This is a genomic window from Cryobacterium sp. M96, from assembly GCF_002929845.1.
In the GTDB taxonomy this organism is placed as follows: domain Bacteria; phylum Actinomycetota; class Actinomycetes; order Actinomycetales; family Microbacteriaceae; genus Cryobacterium; species Cryobacterium sandaracinum.
The window spans coordinates 1-17,213 of record NZ_PJJS01000037.1 but is presented as its reverse complement, the minus strand read 5'-3'; the positions used below and the strand labels follow the sequence as shown (position 1 = coordinate 17,213).

Genomic DNA, 17,213 nt, shown 5'->3' with positions numbered 1-17,213 from the left:
GATCCACCCGAACCCCTTGAACCACCCGATTGCCACGGCAGGTGTGCCGCCGGCAGCGGACTCACGCACCTCGGAGGAGTCATGAGCGATCCAGCCAACACCCCGGCACGCCAACCCCGGTCAAGGGACAACAAGTTCGTCCAGGACGACTTCTTCGGCCACCAACCGAGCAGCAGGGACCAGCTGCCAGACCCGGAGCCACTGCTGATCAACCTCACCCGCTGCGTGATCGAGGTGCTTGCCGGCGCCCGAGAGCTCGACCAGCTCGCCCGGTGGGTCAGCGACGACGTTTACCGGCACCTGCTGAAACGGGTGGTGCTCTCGGCACGGGCGCGCGCCGTCAAGGGGCAGAAGGCCCAGCGGCCCGCGTTCACGATCGGGCGGGTCACGATTTCCGAGCCGCGAGACGGCGTGATCGAGGCCGTCGTGATGGTGCACAGTAAGGTTCGCGTTCGCGCCGTGGCCCTGCGCCTGGAAGGGATGGACCAACGCTGGCGGGCCAGCGCTATCAACGTGTTGTGACAACCGGCTCCGCGGGAGAAATGAGCCCTCGCCCCGGGGGCGCGCTCCAAGGGGATTGTTCCCACTGCCGAGGTAGGCGCGCAGTGAACCGCGACGCGACTCGAACGTGTGTGACCGCTGCGGACCAGTGCGGGACCAGCGCGGAGGTCCGGCCCGGCGGGTCGATTCTCCCATGCTGGCCACAAGACCCGCCGGATGCGCGGCGGCGCTCGAGCGGTTCGGATCCCCGTCGAACTCCGCCGCGCAGCCCGAACGAATTCGACGGAGATTTCGCCGGAATCGACTCTAAAAACTCCGAAAAGGCAGTTTCATCCGAGAATCTCCGTCGAATTCGCTTACCGGACGCGGAGCCCCGCCGTGATGAACGGCATCCACGCGGTGCGGGCGGCTCTGGGCCCCGGGAGCGCCTCCATCGTTCGATGAAGGCGCACGGACCTGACCGGGCTACTTCTTGCCCTGAGCGCGCCGTTCGGAGCGATTGACCGGAACGGGCTTCGAGTCGTCGCCGCGCTGGCCGAACGCGCCGCGCTGGGGCGGTCCGGCCACCACGTCCGTCTCCGCCTCATCGGCGGGAGCCGCGGCGCTCGCCCGGCGGGCACGGTCGGTAGCGGCCTGCTGGATCTGTCCGCGCTGGTTGCGTACTTCGACTCCGCCCGAATCGCTCGGGGCGGTGTAGCTGAGCTTCTCACCCGCGGCCGCGGCCGGGGCGAGTCCCTTGGCGGCGACGATGGGACCGGCGACGGCGCCGGGGGCCTGGCTGACCTCGACCTCGAGGTTGAACAGGAAACCGACGGTCTCCTCGCGAATCTGGCCCATCATCTGCTGGAACATGACGAAGCCCTCGCGCTGGTACTCCACCAGGGGGTCGCGCTGGGCCATGGCGCGCAGGCCGATGCCGTCCTTCAGATAGTCCATCTCGTAAAGGTGCTCGCGCCAGCGGCGGTCGATGACCGACAAGACGACGCGGCGCTCGAGTTCACGCATCGCCGGTGAACCCAGCGACTCTTCTCGGTGCAGGTAAGCGACCTTGGCATCCGAGAGAATCTCACGGCGCATGAAGTCGCGGTTGATCTTGCCGCGGTTGCCGGCCTCGGCAACGACCTCGTCAATGGTCAGTCCCACCGGGTACAGCGTCTTGAGCTCGGTCCACAGGGCATCGAAGTCCCAGTCGTCGCCGTTGCCTTCGCCTGTGTGCACCTCGAGGACCTCGTCGACGACGTCTTCCAGGAAGCGCTGCGTGCGCTCATGGAGGTCGTCGCCCTCCAGGATGTGCCGGCGGTCGCCGTAAATCGCCTCGCGCTGACGGTTCAGAACGTCGTCATACTTGAGCACGTTCTTGCGGATCTCGGCGTTGCGGCCCTCGACCTGCGCCTGCGCGCTACGGATGGCTCGACTGACGACCTTGGATTCGATCGCCATGTCGTCGGGAATCCCCTGGCGGCCCATCAGGCTCTCGGCTGCGCCGGCGTTGAAGAGGCGCATCAGGTCGTCGGTCAGCGACAGGTAGAAGCGGCTCTCGCCCGGGTCACCCTGGCGTCCGCTGCGACCGCGCAGCTGGTTGTCGATGCGGCGCGACTCGTGCCGTTCGGTGCCGAGCACGTACAGGCCGCCGGCGTCGACGACCTTCGCAGCTTCCACGGCGACCTCGGCCTTGACGGCGTCGAACACGTCGTCCCAAGCGGTCTCGTAGTCCTCGGGGGTTTCGACCGGGCTCAGGCCTTTCGCGTTCATCTGGGCGACGGCGAGGAACTCGGCGTTGCCGCCGAGCATGACGTCTGTGCCTCGACCGGCCATGTTGGTGGCGACGGTCACCGAGCCCAGACGTCCGGCCTGCGCGACGATCGCGGCCTCCCGGGCATGGTTCTTGGCGTTGAGCACCTCGTGCCGCACGCCCTTCTTGGCGAGCAAGCGCGACAGGTATTCGCTCTTCTCGACGCTCGTCGTGCCGACCAGGACCGGCTGCCCCTTCTCGTGCCGGGCGACGATATCCTCGACGACCTGGCCGAACTTGGCCTCTTCGTTCTTGTAGATCAGGTCTGACTGGTCGATGCGCTTCATCGGCTTGTTCGTGGGGATGGACACCACGCCGAGCTTGTACGTGCTCATGAACTCGGCCGCCTCGGTCTCCGCGGTACCGGTCATGCCGGACAGCTTCGAGTAGAGCCGGAAGTAGTTCTGCAGGGTGACCGTCGCCAGGGTCTGGTTCTCCGCCTTGACCGCGACGCCCTCCTTGGCCTCGATCGCCTGGTGGATACCCTCGTTGTAGCGACGGCCCATCAGGATGCGCCCGGTGTGCTCATCGACGATCAGCACCTCGCCGTTCATCACGACGTAGTCCTTGTCTTTCTTGAACAGGGCGTTGGCCTTGATCGCATTGTTCAGGAAGGAGATCAGCGGGGTGTTCGCGGACTCGTAGAGGTTGTCGATGCCGAGGTAGTCCTCGACCTTCTCGATGCCGGGTTCCAGCACGCCCACGGTGCGCTTCTTCTCGTCGACCTCGAAGTCGACGTCGGGGATGAGCTTGGTCGACAGGCTCGCGAACTCGGTGAACCAGCGGTTGGCCTCACCGGAGGCAGGACCGGAGATGATCAGGGGCGTGCGCGCCTCGTCGATCAGGATCGAGTCGACCTCATCGACGATGGCGAAGTAGTGCCCGCGCTGCACCATGTCGGAGGACTGCCAGGCCATGTTGTCGCGCAGGTAGTCGAACCCGAACTCGTTGTTCGTGCCGTAGGTGATGTCGGCCAGGTACTGCTCGTGGCGCTGGGCCGGCGTCTGGCCGGACAGGATGCAGCCGGTGGTCATGCCGAGGGCACGGAACACGCGACCCATCAGCTCGCTCTGGTAGCTGGCGAGGTAATCGTTGACCGTGATGATGTGCACGCCGCGGCTGGTGATGGCGTTCAGGTAGGCCGCCGTCGTGGCCACGAGGGTCTTGCCCTCACCGGTCTTCATTTCGGAGATGTTGCCGAGGTGCAGGGCCGCCCCGCCCATCAGCTGCACGTCAAAGTGGCGCAGTCCCAGGGTGCGGGTCGAGGCTTCACGCACGGCGGCGAACGCCTCGGGCAGTAAGTCGTCCAGCGACTCACCGCCCGAGTAGCGCTCACGCAGCACCACGGTCTCGTTCTTCAACTCCTCATCGGTGAGGTGGCTGAAGTCATCTTCCAACGCATTGGTGGCCTTCGCATACTGCTCGAGACGGCGCAGCAGACGCCCTTCACCAACACGAAGTACTTTTTCCAGAATTGAGGCCACGAATGCACTCCACTTGTCGTCACGGCGTGTGCACACGCCTGTCGTCGTTGCCGCACGCTCACAGCGTCCGGCATGCGGCAACTATAACAAGGCTAGATGGTCAGTTGCTGCGCTCCCGGGAGGGCGGCACGACCTCCCCGGCCTCATCGGCGTTCTCGTCAAGTTCGATCACGCCGTAGTCCCAGCCCTTGCGACGGTAGACGACGCTCGGACGCTTGGTTACGGCATCCTGGAACAGGTAGAAGTCGTGGCCGACGAGTTCCATGAAGTAGAGGGCGTCGTCGACGGTCATCGGTGCGGCCGCAAAAACCTTGCGGCGGATGACGACGGGGTTGTAGACGTCGTCCGGTTCTTCGGTTGCCGGCGTCTCCGCGTTCACGACGGGGATTGCTCCGGTGCGCACCCGCTCGAGCACCTCGGCGTCGGCCGGCTTGATGTCGACCACGCTGAAATCGACGGATGCCGCGTCGTGCAACGAGATGGGACGGTGGGCCCCGCCGCGGTGCAGCTTCTGGCGGTCCTTGGCACGGCGCACCCGTTCGAGCAACCGCCCCAGGGCGACGTCGAACGCCGCGTACTTGTCGGAGCCGTCGGCTTCGGCTCGAACAATCGGCCCCTTGCCGATCAGGGTCAGTTCGACCCGGTCGTTGCCCGTGGCACCGTTCTTCTCCCGGTGGCGACTCAGCTTGATCTCGAGAGCCAGCGCCTTCTCGGCAAGACCGGCGACCTTCTCGGCCTTCTCGGTGGCATACTCGCGGAAACGATCAGTGATCCCTAGGTTTCGTCCAACGATGTTAATTTCCATGACGACCTCCAGATCTGGCGAACCGCCCGTATCTGGGCGATTATTACGCGCCTTCACGACCCACCGTAGCCGTGCGCGCCGGATAAGTCACAGCCTTTTGTCAATCTGTTTTCGATGTACTTTCGGCAACGGGGAAACGACGCCGTGTTTCCGCCAGAGTGGCCACGCCGACGACCTCGCCGCCCGCAGCGAGCAGGGCACGTCGCACCTCGAGCACGGTTGCCCCAGTGGTCAGGATGTCGTCGACGACCAGGATACGGAGGCCGGACAGCGACCGGTTCGCGACCAGCGAACCCGTTCGATTCCGGCCTCGCTCTGCGCTGCCCAGTCCGACCTGGTCCTGCGTCTCGCCCACGGTACGGAGCAACCGAGTCGGCCGGAGCCCCGAGTGACGGAGCAGCAGCTCCACCGGGTGATAGCCACGGATGCGCCACGCCTGCTGTGACGAGGGGACGGTCACGAGGTGCACCCCGGCACCCTCCGGTATGGTGGCCAGCGCCGCAGCCACGGCGACCCGGAGCGGACCGGCCAGCGCGCCGGCGGCATCCGTTCGGCCACCGTCCTTGAACGCTCCCAGGACCCGCCTGGCCACGCCGGAGTAGTCCAAAGCGGACCACACCAGGACACCCGATCGTTCGGAGCTGTGCGCCCGCGGTGCCAGGGCTGCCCGGCAGACCCCGCACAGGGCCCGGTCGGGCATGCCGCAGCCGCTGCACTCGGTGGGCATCAGAACTGCCCACGCGTCGAGGGCAGCCCGGGAGAGGCCGGCTGGAGGGCGCATCCCGCCATCGTGGGGCCAGGCCCGGCCGGCCCGGGCGCGGGGCTCGAACCGGTGCAGAACCGGCTTCCGCACGATCGGTGGAGGGGCTACCCGCCGATGCCCTGCTGGGTGGCCAGGAGGGTGACACCGCCGAGTCGTTCCTGCCAGCCGGCACCGCGCTGCACCAGGAGACCGCCCGTGGACGAGAGCGCACGCAGGTCGCGCAGGTTGTTGCTGCCGACCATGGTGACGCTGTCCGGCGCGGACTCGAGGCGCGTGGTGAGTCCACCCAGCTGCAAGGCCACGATCCGTCCCTCACCGCTGGGGAGGCGGGTCAGGCAGGCCACGGTGAGTTCGTCGATCCAGGCCGCGTCCACGGCCGTGCCTCCCGGCGCGGCCAGAAGCACCGCGTCGCCCAGCGCGACCGGAGTGCTCTTGTCCCGGGTGATGGCGCTGACGACAAATCGGCTGTCCTTGCCCGACTGGAGCAGGGCGATCAGCCGAGTGCCGTCCCGCGACACGCGCAACGACTGGATCGCCGAGACTTCCGGCCACGGTGTAGGGACGGCGGTCGCTTCGCCGTTCGGGCCGTACACGAACAGTTCACCGGGGCGGGCGGCGGGCACCGACCAGACGAAGCCGTAATTGTCGATGGCAGGCGCGATCAACCCCTGGCGGGGATCGAGCTGCACCGGGTCGTCACCGACCCTGACGCCGTACACTCCCGTTCCCGTCAGCACGGCGGCCGCGGTCTGACCGGGCGAGAGGGTGACGGAGGTCGGGTCCAGGGCGACGATCGAGCCGGACAATCCGGCGATCGGGCTGATCGAGGAACCGCTTGCCGCCAGGAATCCGAATTCGCCCTCGCGCAGGATCAGCGCCCGGGCGTCGACGCGGGAATTCGCGGTCGGGGCGTTCGCACTCAACTCGGCGATGTCCTGCAGGTTGCGGTTGACGGTGATGGTGGCGGACAGCCCGGGCGGAAGGCTGTTGGACAGTTGGGCCTTCATTCGCTGCAGGGTGACCCGGTCGGCGTTCAGCGCTTCGCTGTTGAGGTCGACCTTGGCGTCCCTGGCGATGACCTGCACGGCATCGGCGGTGAGCTTGGTGCCGTCGGGGAACGCCGTCACGACGGCTCCGGTGAACCAGGGGCTCGGGCCGTCGAGCAGTCCGTTGACGATCTTCGTCAGAGTAGCCCCACTGCGCGGGTACCAGCGCAGATCGGGCACCAGGTAGCTAAAGCCCGGGTCGAAGAAGTAGAGCGCCTGGGCGGTGAAGACATCTTGAAAGATATTCCGATCGACGACCGTGCCGTTCGGGGCCGCGCCGATGCGCCACTGGCCGCCGACCTGCACGAACTGGTAGCGCAACGCCACCGCGGTGGGCGACTCGACCTCGCGGTACTCGCCGCGCTCATCCACCTCGGCGACCGGATTCACCGAGAACTGCATCTGACCCTCGCCGACGGAGACGATGCTGCGCCCGGTGGCGTCGTCGATGGTCACCCCGGAGTCGGGCTCCCAGGAGCTGCTGTAGTTCGGAGCCAGGAACTCCCGCGCTATCGCGTAGTCGTTGTCGGGGCTCGTCGCCGCGTCGATGAAGCCGCGCAGGATCGCCTCGGGGGTGGCGTCCTTCTGCGGTCGCGAGGGCAGGAACACGGGTGCCGGGGTGGCGCCGGGCTGCACGGTCTGCCCCGCGCGCACGCCTCCGTCGCGCGGGATTCCCGCGCATCCGGTCAGGGCCACCGCGAGCGCGACCAGGCCAGCGAACATCCGGGTTCGACTACGCATAGTGCCCTCCCGTTTCTCCGGCGGCCGTGCCGCCGCCTGCATCGGCCGGGGGCAGCGGGCTCGGCGAGCTCGACAGCGTTCCGTTCGCGCTGCGCGGCAGGGTCAGCCGGAAGCACGACCCCTCCCCCGGGTGCGACCAGACCTGCAGCCAGCCGCCGTGCACGACGGCGTCTTCGAGGGAGATCGACAGGCCGAGGCCGGTGCCGCCGATGGTGCGCTTGCGCGACGGGTCGGCCCGCCAGAACCGGTCGAAAACGTGGGCCATCTCGGCCTGGCTCATACCCATGCCGTAGTCGCGCACCGACAGGGCCACCGCGCTCTCGTTGCTGTCGACGGACACGATGATCGGCTTGCCCTCTCCGTGCTCGATGGCATTGCCGATCAGGTTGTGCATGATGCGGCGGATGCGGCGGGGATCGACGTCCGCGTCGAGGTGCCCGCCCGGTGCCACCAGGGTCAGCACCGTGCCCTTGGAGTCGCCGAGCGAGCGCAACCCTTCGATGGCGTCCTCGGCCAGGTGCACCAGGTTCGTGGGCTCAGTCTCCAGCTGCACCGACCCGGCGTCGTATTTGCTGATCTCGAGCAGGTCGCTCAGCAGCAGCTCGAAGCGCTCGACCTGCGTGTGCAGGAGCTCGGCCGTGCGTTCGACCGCCGGCGGGAACGTGGCACGGTGGTCATAGAGAACGTCGCCGGCCAACCGGATCGTCGTCAGCGGGGTGCGCAGCTCGTGCGAGACGTCCGACACGAAGCGCTGCTGCACCTCGGACAGGTCGGCGAGTTCCTTGATCTGGCTCTGCAGGCTGTCCGCCATGCCGTTGAAGGAACGGGCCAGCGTCGCGATGACGTCTTCACCTTTTTCCGGGATGCGCACGCCGAGGTCACCGGAGGCCAGCCGCGCGCTGGTGGCCGCGGCCACGCGGATCGGGGTGACCACGAAGCGCACTACAATCCAGGTCACGCCACCGATCAGCAGGATCAGCACCAGGCCGGCGATGCCGAGGGTTCGCTGCACGAAAGCCAGGGTTGCCTCGGCGTCGGCCAGGCTGTACCCGATGTACAGCTCGTACCGGCCGGCGACCGGCACGGTGAGCTGGGAACCGACGACGATGCCGGGAACCAGCGCGCCGTCATCCGTCGCAAGCGTCACCGACTGCCAAAACTGCTCCCCGGCTTTCTCCTGCACCTGGAGGCGGAGAGCGGGCGTGATCACGCCGGTCGAATCACCGAATGACGAGGAGTCCTGCGGCGCCACAGTGGAGGCGTCCTGCCCGGGAGACCGGAAGATGGCGATCATCTGGGACGAGGATGCCGCGGTAATCAGGGTGCGGGCGGAGCCCACCAGGGTCTGCACCTCCACCCGGTCCGCGGCGTCGGAGGCGTCGAAGATGCCCTGGGCGGCGGTCGTGGCCCGGTTCGAGTCGACGAGCACCTGGTTCAGTCTTGATTGAAACAGGTCGTTGCCCACACTCGCGGAGATGTAGACCCCGACCACCATGATGGCCATCCCGGACAGCGCCACCGTGATGGTCACCGTGCGGAACTGCAGCGAGGAACGCCACAGTCCGCCGATCCTGGCCGGCCAGTCCCGCCAGTCCCGCCAGTCCCGCCACACGCTGCGGTCGTTACCGGTGCCACCGAACACGAGGAACCTAGCCGGCCGCGCCGGCCCGATAGCCGACCCCGCGCACCGTCATGACGATGCGCGGGTTGTCCGGGTCGTCTTCGACCTTGGCGCGCAAACGCTGCACGTGCACGTTGACGAGGCGGGTGTCCGCCTTGTAGTGGTAGCCCCAGACCTGCTCCAGGAGCATTTCCCGGGTAAAGACCTGCTGGGGCTTGGACGCAAGTGCCAGCAGCAGGTCGAATTCGAGCGGGGTGAGGTTGATCTGCCGCGAACCGCGCCGCACCTCGTGCCCGGCGGCATCGACGACCAGGTCCCCGATCTGCAGGTTGGCGGGGGTCTCCGATGAAATCGGGCGCAGGCGCGTGCGGATCCGGGCGACCAGTTCCTTCGGGTTGAACGGCTTGACCATGTAATCGTCAGCGCCGGACTCGAGGCCCTTCACGACATCCGTCGTGTCGGTTCGCGCGGTCAGCATGATGATGGGCGTGCCGGATTCGGCGCGGATCAGGCTGCAGACCTCGATGCCGTCGAGGCCGGGCAGCATCAGGTCCAGCAGGACCAGATCGGGCTTGACGGCGCGAAAGACCTCCAGGGCCAGGGAGCCGTCGGCGCAGAAGACCGGCTCGAAGCTCTCCGCGTGCAGCACTATGCCGATCATCTCGGCCAGCGCGGTGTCGTCGTCTACGACTAGAATGCGTGCGTTCATCAAACCGTTTTCCACTCAGTCACCCAAAATACCCCGGTGAGTCATGCAATCACTGGCTCAAGAGTAGTCGACGGCGCCGCAGGAAAGCTCAACGCGCTCATTCCACACCGAGGTATGCCAGCATAGGTTTCGTGACCGACCCGCAGAACTGGCACTCCCCGACCGATGACGGGCGCAGCATCCCGGTCGGCGACGAGCAAAAACCGCCCCTCGCGCCCGCCGGTTTTATGCCCCCGGCAAAACCGACCGCTGCTCCCGGCGCGAATACGCCGCCGGTCTGGGGTCCCCCACCGACCTGGACGCCCCCACCCAGACCGGGACTGATCCCTCTGCGCCCGCTGGGTTTCGGAACCCTGCTGTGGGCGCCGTTCCAGGTTCTGCGTCGCAACCCGAAGGCGACCTTCGGCAGCGCGCTGCTCGTTCAGGCGGGCGTCGCCCTGATCGCCGTCGTCATCGTGGGTCTGGTCTCCTACTTCGCGCTCGCACGGGTGGAGAACTCTCCACTGGAGGACCGCGACGCGCTCGAGGCCGGCGCGACCCTCAGCATTGTGCTCTCGGCCATCGTGCCGCTGGCTCTGGCGGTGGTCGCATCCGCTCTGTTGCAGGGCGTCATCGTGATCGAGGTGGCCCGGGCCACGCTCGGAGAGAAGCTGCGGCTGGGCGCCCTGTGGCGCGCCGTGCTGCCGCGCCTCTGGCCGCTGGTGCTCTGGACCCTGATGCTGAGTTCGGCCCTGATCGCGGCCATCGCCCTCGTGGCCGGACTGGTGGTGTTCTTCGTCTCCCTCGGCGGAGCGGGCGTGGGTCTGGCGGTGGTCACCGGCATCCTCGGTACGGTCGCCCTTCTCGTGCTCGGCATCTGGCTGTTCACGAAGACCTCGCTCGTGCCGAGCATGATCGTGTTGGAACGGCTCGGCATCCGGGCGGCGGTGGGGCGGTCCTGGTCGCTGACCCGCGGCTACTTCTGGCGCACGTTCGGCGTGCAGTTCTTGGTGGCGACGGTCGTGAACGTCGTCTCCCAGATTGTGACGACGCCGCTGTCGCTCCTGTTCGGTGCCGCCATCTCCGTGGTCGACCCGAATGCCGCCTTCGATGCGTACCTCCCGTCAGTGATCCTGTACGTTCTGACCATCCTCATCGGCCTGGTGCTCGGCGCCGTAGCAGCCGTGGTGCAGTCGGCCGCGACCGCCCTGATCTACATCGATCTGCGGATGCGCAAGGAAGGCCTCGACCTCGAGCTGGCCCGATTCGTCGAATCGGCCGCCGGCGCCGGTGTAGACCCCTACCGGTCGAAGCCGGCACACGCCTCGGAGACTGCCTGAGCATGATCGCAGGGTCGCACATCCACACGGTGATCCGGGCGGCGATACCGGTCGATCCCGGCGCGCCCGAAGCGCGGAAGTGGCTGCGGGAAGAGCTGGCCAAGGCTCCGTACGAGGCCGCCAAGCCCACCTGGTTCGACCGGTTGTCGACATCGATTCTGGACTGGTTCGCCTCCCTCACCGCGCCCTCGGCCGACGGTTTCGCCGCCTGGGTGCCCCTGCTCCTGACCGTGGCCGTGGTGGTCCTGGTCGTCGCCGCCCTCCTCATTTTCGGCCTGCCCCGGCTCAACCGGCGCAGCCGGCTCGCGTCCGACCTCTTCGGCGTCGACGACCGTCGCGGCGCCGCCGACCTGCGTCGTGCCGCGCTGGCCGCCGCCTCCCACCGGGACTGGAATCTGGCGAGTGCCGAGATGTTCCGGGCGCTGGCGCGCGGACTGTCCGAGCGCACCATCCTGATCGTGACGCCGGGCACCACCGCGCACTCCTTCGCGGCGCGGGCCGCCGAGGCCTTTCCCGGCGAACGGGTGCGACTGAGCGAGGCGGCCGAGCTCTTCGACGGGGTGCGCTACCTGGGGGTCGACGGCACCGAGCAGCGCTTCCTGGCCCTGGCGGCGCTCGAGAGCGACCTGCGGGCCGCCCGGCCGCCGCACCTCGAGGACCCAGCCCCGACGAAGCAGCCATGAGTCTTCTCATCGAAACGGCCTCACAGTCGGCCGAAAACGCCGTCTCCTCCACACCAACCCTGCGCGAAGCCGGACGCCGGGCGCGGTACTGGCTGCTCGCCGGCGTCAGCGCACTGATCGTCGCCGTCGTCAGCACCGTCCTCGCTGCGGGCGGCGGCGTGGGCGGTAAGCCCCTCGAGGCCGACAGCGCGGCCCCAGCCGGCGCGCGGGCGCTCGTCGAGGTACTCCGCCGACAGGGTGTCAACGTCACCGCCGCCGACACCCTCGCGGAGGCGCGGAGCCTGGCCGGCGCCGCCGCCAACCCCACCGTGTTCTTCTTCGACGAGAGCGGCTACCTCACCGACGACCAGCTGAGCGCGATGTCCGCCCTGGCCCCGCGCACGGTGGTGGCCTCCCCCGATTTCCTGGCGCTGCAGACGCTGATCCCCTCGGTGGGCTTCGGCGGCGTGTCCCAGACCGCGGTGTCCCGTGCCGCCTGCACGGTCGCGGCCGCGGTCAAGGCCGACAAGCTCTCCCCCGGCGGCTCCACACTCACGATCCCGGCCGACGACGCCGAGCTGAGCGGATGCTTCACCTCGGGAGAGAACGCCTTCGCCCTGGTCGAACAGGCAACCGCCGACCGGACCCTCACCCTGCTCGCCGACGGCACCCTGTTCAGCAACGAGAAGATCGGCCAGGCCGGCAATGCCGCTCTCGCACTCAACCTGCTGGGCGCGGGGGACGACCTCGTCTGGTACCTGCCAACGATCGCCGATGTGCCGGGAACCGGAACGCCGTCGCTCGGCGAACTGACGCCCGGTTGGGTTACCCCGACCCTGATCCTGCTGGTGCTGGTCACCGTGGCCGCGGCCGTCTGGCGTGGGCGGCGCTTCGGGCCTCTCGTCGCCGAGAACCTGCCGGTCACCGTGCGGGCCAGCGAGACGATGGAAGGACGGGCCCGGCTCTACGCGCGCAGCAACGCCCGTCTGCGCGCCCTCGACGCACTGCGGGTGGGCGCCGTGCAGCGCCTCGCCGGCCAGGTCGGGTTGTCGCGGCTGGCGAGCCTCGACGATGTGATCGCCATGGTGGCCACCGTGGTCGACCGGCCGCCGGCCGACGTTCGGACCGTGCTGGTGGACGCCGTTCCGGCATCCGACTCCGATCTCGTCGCCCTCTCCGACCGCATCCAGGAAATTGAGCGGGCCACGGCCCGCGCGACCACGCCCCTGCCACCCGGAAGAATGGACTCATGAGCACTCATACCCCTGTCGATACCCTGCGAGGCTCCCTCGCCCAAGTCCGTACCGAGGTCGGCAAGGCCGTCGTCGGACAGGACGGCGCGGTAACCGGGCTGATCATCGCGCTGCTCGCCCGCGGCCACGTGCTGCTCGAGGGTGTGCCGGGCGTCGCCAAGACCCTCCTGGTGCGGTCCCTGAGCCACTCGCTCAGCCTGGAGACGAAACGGGTGCAGTTCACGCCGGACCTGATGCCGGGCGACGTGACCGGCTCACTCGTCTACGACGCCCGGGTGGGCGACTTCGAGTTCCGCAAGGGCCCCGTCTTCACCAACATCCTGCTGGCCGACGAGATCAACCGCACCCCGCCGAAAACCCAGTCGGCCCTCCTTGAGGCGATGGAGGAACGCCAGGTCAGCGTCGACGGGCGCTCCCTCCCGCTACCGGACCCGTTCATCGTCGCGGCGACCATGAACCCGATCGAATATGAGGGCACCTACACGCTGCCCGAGGCCCAGCTCGACCGGTTCCTGCTCAAGCTCGTGCTCGACGTGCCGGAGCGCGACGCGGAATTCGAGGTGCTGCGGCGCCACGCTGAGGGCTTCAACCCCCGCGATCTGGCCGGTGCGGGCGTCACCGCGGTTCTCGGCGCGGAGGAGCTGAAGACGGCCCAGGCCGCCGTGGCATCCGTGGGCGCCAGTCCGGACGTTCTCGCCTACATCGTCGACCTGGCCCGCGCAACGAGAAGCAGTCCGTCGGTCAAGCTCGGCGTCAGCCCGCGCGGCACGACCGCGCTCCTCGCCGCGGCCAAGGCGTGGGCCTGGCTGAGCGGCTATGACTCGATCACCCCCGACCATGTGCAGGCGATGGTGCTGCCGGTCTGGCGGCACCGCGTGCAGCTGCGGCCGGAGGCGGAACTCGAGGGCGTGTCCGTGGACGCGATCCTGCGTGCCGTGCTCGCCCAGGTGCAGGTGCCGATCTAAGTGACGCTCACCGGTCGGTTCGTTGCCCTCCTCGCGCTCGGCGTCGTGCCGATCGTGATACTCGGGAGTACCCCGGGGATGGCGACGGCCGTGCTGGGACTATGGGTGCTCGCCCTGGTGGGTCTCGGCATCCTGGACCTGGCCCAGGCCGGATCGCCGCGGAAGATCGTGCTCTCCCGCAGCATGCCCTCCCGGGTGCGCCTGGGCGAAAGCGTGACGAGCGACCTGTACCTGACCAACACCGGGGGTCGACGACTGACCATGGTGGTGCGGGATGCCTGGCAGCCGTCAGCCGGGACGGGCAACAACCGCACGCCGCTGGTGCTGCCTCCTGGCGAGCGACGGCTGGTGTCGCTGCGAATGACGCCCACCCGGCGCGGTGAACGCCGGGTGGACCAGGTCACGGTGCGCTCGTTCGGGCCGCTCGGGCTGTGGGCCCGTCAGGCCACCCTCCGGGCACCGGGCCAGATTCGGGTGCTCCCGCCCTTCAACTCGCGCAAGCACCTGCCGTCGCGCATGACCCGACTCAAGGAGCTCGACGGGCGCACCAGCCTGCTCGTGCGCGGCCAGGGCACCGAGTTCGACTCCATTCGCGAATACGTGCGCGGAGACGACGTACGCTCGATCGACTGGCGGGCCACGGCCCGGCACAACGACGTCATGGTGCGCACCTGGCGCCCCGAACGGGACCGCCGGGTGGTCATCCTGATCGACAGCGGCCGCACCTCAGCCGCGCGCATCGACGACGAGCCGCGCCTCGACACGGCTTTCGAGGCGTCGCTGCTGCTCGCCGCGCTGGCGGCCGGGGCCGGCGACCACGTGGACTTCATCGCCTACGACCGTCGGGTGCGCGGCCGCGTGCAGGGTGCGCAGGGAGCGGAGCTCCTTTCGCGCATGGTCGACACCATGGCCCTGATCGAACCGGAGCTGATCGAGACTGACTGGTCGGCCGTTCCCGGGGAGGTGCGCGCGGTGACGAGCCGCCGGGCCTTGGTCGTACTGATCACGTCGATCGACGCGGCCGGAGCCTCGAGCGCCCTGCTGTCGGTGCTCCCCCAGTTGACCCGCAGAAACACCGTGATCGTCGCATCCGTCACCGACCCAACCACCCTGGAGGCCACGCGCCCGCGCGGCAACCGGGAGGAGATCTACCGGGCGGCGGCCGCCGAACGGGCACTGCTCGACGTGGCCAGGGTCTCGGCCGCCATCCGACGCCAGGGCGCCGAGGTCGTCACCGGCTCCCCCGCCGACCTGCCACCCGCACTGGCCGACCGCTATATCGCGCTCAAGGCCGCCGGCCGGCTCTAGGTGCTAGGCCGCGTAGATCCGAGTGCTGCCGGCCTCGAATTCGGCCAGATCGCCGGTCTCACCCGCCCGCACGGCACGCCGGCCGAGCACGAGCATGTAGGCGAGGAAGGCGAGGAGGGCGGCCGCGCCGATCCCGATCTTCACCGGCCACGGCCACGGGGCCGGGGTGACGAAACCCTCGATCACCCCGGAGACGAAGAGCACGAAGACCAGACCGATGGCCACCGTCGAGAGGGCGCGGGCATCCTCGGCCAAAGCCTGCGCGCGAGTGCGGGCCCCCGGGGCGATCCAGGCCCAGAAGATGCGCAGTCCACCTGCCGCGGCCACGAAAATAGCGGTCAGTTCGAGCATGCCGTGCGGTGCAATGTACAGGAAGAACACGTCGCCCTTGCCGTAGGCGAACATAACCGCGGCCGTGATGCCGACGTTCTGCGCGTTCTGCAGCACGATGTAGGGCACGTAGACGCCGAGGATCCCAAAGGCGATGGCCTGGGCGGCGATCCACGCGTTATTGGTCCAGACCAAGCCGGTGAAGGATGCCGCGGGATTCTCCGAATAGTAGTTGACGAAATCCTCGTTGACGAGTTTCTGCAGCTCGGCGTCGGAGCCGACGGCGGCCAGGGCCTCAGGGTTGCCGGAGATCCAGAAACCGTAGAGGCCCGCGACCACAATCGTCACCACCGCCACGGCAAGGGTCAGCCACCGCAGGCGGTAGAGGGCGGCTGGCAACTGCAGCACGAAAAAGCTCGGGATCTGGGAAACAACGTTCGCGCTCGCCCCCGTGAACCGCAGCCTCGCCCGGGACAGCGCCACCGAGAGCCGGTCACCTTCCAGCGTCGAACCGGCGGTCGACTTGATCGCGGACAGCTGGGTCGCGCCGGACTGATACCGCTCGATCAGCTCGTCGGCCTGCGCGCCGGAGAGCCGCCGCTGCGAACCGAGCTCAGCCAGGCGGTCCCACTCGGCGCGGTGCGCCGCTGAATATGCGTCAAGGTCCATCTGCTCTAATAGTAGACATGGAGCAGCCCGGCAAGGTGGCCGATCACGGCCAGTATTCGTGGAGCGAGCAGGAATTGGTCACCGGCGAGGCCGTTGCCCTCGATGTAAGGGCGGCCAGCATCATCCTGCGCGCCGCCGGAACGATCATCGATTATGTTGCCTACATCCTCCTCTTCCTGGGGGTGGCCTTTCTTGTGGCGGGTCTCACGGGCGTGGCAATCGACGACGCACTCGGACGGGCGCTCGGGATCGCAGGCCTGGTGGTCTGCCTGCTCATCGTGCCGATGGCCGTCGAAACGGCCAGCGGCGGACGGTCCCTGGGCAAGCTCGCCATCGGCGCCCGCATCGTTCGCGACGACGGCGGCGCGATCCAGCTGCGCCACGCGTTCATCCGCGCCCTGCTGGGCATCATCGAGATCTACTTGACGTTCGGCGGCATCGCCGCCACCACTGCGCTTCTGAACAGCAAGTCCAAACGCCTGGGCGACCTGCTGGCCGGCACGTACAGCCAGCACGAGCGGGTGCCCCGCCTCACTGATCGAACCGTCCCGCTGCCGCCCGTGCTCGAGGCCTGGGCCCAGACGGTCGACATTGTGCGTCTCCCCGATCGCCTGTCCCGCCGCATCGCGCAGTTTCTCCGCCAGGCCGACAAGCTGACTCCGGCTACGCGGCTGCGCCTCGCAGACAGCCTGTCCACCGAGGCCGCCCCGTTCGTGTCGCCGAAGCCAGAGGCCCCGGCGGAGGTCTTCCTGGCCGGGGTCGCCGCGGTGCGCCGAAGCCGGGAGTCCACGGCGCTGAAGCTCGAGCGGGAGCGTCTCGACCGTCTGCTGCCCATTCTGCATAGCCTCCCGCACGGTTTTCCCCAGCGGTAGGGCAACGGACCTCTCCCCGGCCGTTCCCGCGAAGTATCCGACGAAGAATGTGGCGCTGCCGCCCGCGGGGCGCCCTCGCATCAGGGCCCGTGTGTGTGTGGCTAACTCAGGACATCTGTTGCCCGGAGTAGACGGCCGCCGCGGGTTAGTGCGGCATTGGTGCGGATGCCCGGCACGGCCCGGCTGGATCTCCTGAGTTGGCCACGACCGCTGCTGGATGTGCGCCGCGGGGTGGATGGGGCGGGGGCGTCGCTGTTGGACGCGTGGCCACCGGGCGCCGGGCGCCGGGCGGGGTGGTGGTGGTTAACGCACAATGGCCACCCGTTGGGGTGGCCATTGTGTGTGTTGCTACGTTGAGTCCGGCGGTGTCCTA

Annotated in this window: 14 protein-coding genes; 7 read left to right on the top strand and 7 right to left on the bottom strand. The window is 68.3% G+C overall.

Features of this window, described 5'->3' with window-relative positions; all coding sequences use genetic code 11:
• The first annotated feature begins 81 nt into the window (after nucleotides 1-81).
• On the top strand, nucleotides 82-522 hold the full coding sequence (locus tag CXY79_RS03920) for an Rv3235 family protein (protein WP_233191219.1): 441 nt from the start codon (nucleotides 82-84) through the stop codon (nucleotides 520-522).
• A gap of 444 nt (nucleotides 523-966) precedes the next feature.
• Here CXY79_RS03920 and secA read toward each other — a convergent pair whose 3' ends face one another.
• The 6 genes from secA to mtrA form a co-directional block, all read right to left on the bottom strand.
• Complete coding sequence (gene secA / locus CXY79_RS03915; protein WP_104099848.1) at nucleotides 967-3,777, bottom strand: preprotein translocase subunit SecA; 2,811 nt, start codon at nucleotides 3,775-3,777, stop codon at nucleotides 967-969.
• A 100-nt stretch (nucleotides 3,778-3,877) separates the two neighbouring features.
• Nucleotides 3,878-4,582, bottom strand: coding sequence for a ribosome hibernation-promoting factor, HPF/YfiA family (gene hpf, locus CXY79_RS03910; RefSeq protein ID WP_104099847.1), 705 nt, complete (start codon nucleotides 4,580-4,582; stop codon nucleotides 3,878-3,880).
• 100 nt (nucleotides 4,583-4,682) lie between these two features.
• Complete coding sequence (locus CXY79_RS03905; RefSeq protein ID WP_104099846.1) at nucleotides 4,683-5,363, bottom strand: ComF family protein; 681 nt, start codon at nucleotides 5,361-5,363, stop codon at nucleotides 4,683-4,685.
• Between the two features lie 86 nt (nucleotides 5,364-5,449).
• Nucleotides 5,450-7,132 (bottom strand): LpqB family beta-propeller domain-containing protein, encoded by a 1,683-nt coding sequence (locus CXY79_RS03900; protein WP_158250220.1) that lies wholly within the window; start codon nucleotides 7,130-7,132, stop codon nucleotides 5,450-5,452.
• A complete protein-coding gene (gene mtrB / locus CXY79_RS03895; protein ID WP_233191217.1) occupies nucleotides 7,125-8,774 on the bottom strand; it encodes an MtrAB system histidine kinase MtrB in 1,650 nt (549 codons plus the stop codon). Before mtrB ends, CXY79_RS03900 begins: the two co-directional genes overlap by 8 nt.
• Before the next feature lie 7 nt (nucleotides 8,775-8,781).
• Entirely contained in the window at nucleotides 8,782-9,462 is a 681-nt protein-coding gene (mtrA, locus tag CXY79_RS03890; protein WP_104099844.1) for an MtrAB system response regulator MtrA, read from the bottom strand.
• Between the two features lie 131 nt (nucleotides 9,463-9,593).
• On the opposite strand from mtrA, the gene CXY79_RS03885 reads away from it, so the two are divergent.
• Genes CXY79_RS03885 through CXY79_RS03865 form a run of 5 tightly spaced genes read left to right on the top strand, consistent with a single transcriptional unit; the run spans nucleotide 9,594 to nucleotide 14,969 of the window.
• A complete protein-coding gene (locus tag CXY79_RS03885; protein WP_104099843.1) occupies nucleotides 9,594-10,781 on the top strand; it encodes a hypothetical protein in 1,188 nt (395 codons plus the stop codon).
• Nucleotides 10,782-10,783: 2 nt separating this feature from the next.
• Complete coding sequence (locus CXY79_RS03880; protein ID WP_104099842.1) at nucleotides 10,784-11,464, top strand: DUF4129 domain-containing protein; 681 nt, start codon at nucleotides 10,784-10,786, stop codon at nucleotides 11,462-11,464.
• The gene (locus CXY79_RS03875; RefSeq protein ID WP_104099841.1) at nucleotides 11,461-12,696 is read left to right on the top strand and encodes a DUF4350 domain-containing protein; all 1,236 of its coding nucleotides are present in this window, start codon (nucleotides 11,461-11,463) and stop codon (nucleotides 12,694-12,696) included. Before CXY79_RS03880 ends, CXY79_RS03875 begins: the two co-directional genes overlap by 4 nt.
• Nucleotides 12,693-13,661 carry a MoxR family ATPase gene (locus CXY79_RS03870; RefSeq protein ID WP_104099840.1) on the top strand — a complete coding sequence of 323 codons (969 nt, stop codon included), beginning with the start codon at nucleotides 12,693-12,695 and terminating at the stop codon, nucleotides 13,659-13,661. Before CXY79_RS03875 ends, CXY79_RS03870 begins: the two co-directional genes overlap by 4 nt.
• Nucleotides 13,662-14,969: a DUF58 domain-containing protein gene (locus CXY79_RS03865; RefSeq protein WP_104099839.1), complete on the top strand. Its 1,308-nt coding sequence runs from the start codon at nucleotides 13,662-13,664 to the stop codon at nucleotides 14,967-14,969.
• Nucleotides 14,970-14,972: 3 nt separating this feature from the next.
• On the opposite strand, the gene CXY79_RS03860 is transcribed toward CXY79_RS03865, so the two are convergent.
• Nucleotides 14,973-15,968 carry a stage II sporulation protein M gene (locus CXY79_RS03860; RefSeq protein ID WP_104099838.1) on the bottom strand — a complete coding sequence of 332 codons (996 nt, stop codon included), beginning with the start codon at nucleotides 15,966-15,968 and terminating at the stop codon, nucleotides 14,973-14,975.
• Between the two features lie 17 nt (nucleotides 15,969-15,985).
• On the opposite strand from CXY79_RS03860, the gene CXY79_RS03855 reads away from it, so the two are divergent.
• Nucleotides 15,986-16,840, top strand: a complete 855-nt coding sequence (locus CXY79_RS03855; protein WP_104099837.1) for an RDD family protein — start codon at nucleotides 15,986-15,988, stop codon at nucleotides 16,838-16,840.
• Nucleotides 16,841-17,213: the final 373 nt, after the last annotated feature.

What these genes read in the sequence shown, in the direction of transcription:
- CXY79_RS03920 (WP_233191219.1), top strand. Translation starts at nt 82, where the DNA reads ATGAGCGATCCAGCCAACACCCCGGCACGCCAACCCCGGTCAAGGGAC.
- hpf (WP_104099847.1), bottom strand. Translation starts at nt 4,582, where the DNA reads ATGGAAATTAACATCGTTGGACGAAACCTAGGGATCACTGATCGTTTC.
- CXY79_RS03905 (WP_104099846.1), bottom strand. Translation starts at nt 5,363, where the DNA reads ATGCGCCCTCCAGCCGGCCTCTCCCGGGCTGCCCTCGACGCGTGGGCA.
- CXY79_RS03900 (WP_158250220.1), bottom strand. Translation starts at nt 7,132, where the DNA reads ATGCGTAGTCGAACCCGGATGTTCGCTGGCCTGGTCGCGCTCGCGGTG.
- mtrA (WP_104099844.1), bottom strand. Translation starts at nt 9,462, where the DNA reads ATGAACGCACGCATTCTAGTCGTAGACGACGACACCGCGCTGGCCGAG.
- CXY79_RS03880 (WP_104099842.1), top strand. Translation starts at nt 10,784, where the DNA reads ATGATCGCAGGGTCGCACATCCACACGGTGATCCGGGCGGCGATACCG.
- CXY79_RS03875 (WP_104099841.1), top strand. Translation starts at nt 11,461, where the DNA reads ATGAGTCTTCTCATCGAAACGGCCTCACAGTCGGCCGAAAACGCCGTC.
- CXY79_RS03870 (WP_104099840.1), top strand. Translation starts at nt 12,693, where the DNA reads ATGAGCACTCATACCCCTGTCGATACCCTGCGAGGCTCCCTCGCCCAA.
- CXY79_RS03860 (WP_104099838.1), bottom strand. Translation starts at nt 15,968, where the DNA reads ATGGACCTTGACGCATATTCAGCGGCGCACCGCGCCGAGTGGGACCGC.
- CXY79_RS03855 (WP_104099837.1), top strand. Translation starts at nt 15,986, where the DNA reads ATGGAGCAGCCCGGCAAGGTGGCCGATCACGGCCAGTATTCGTGGAGC.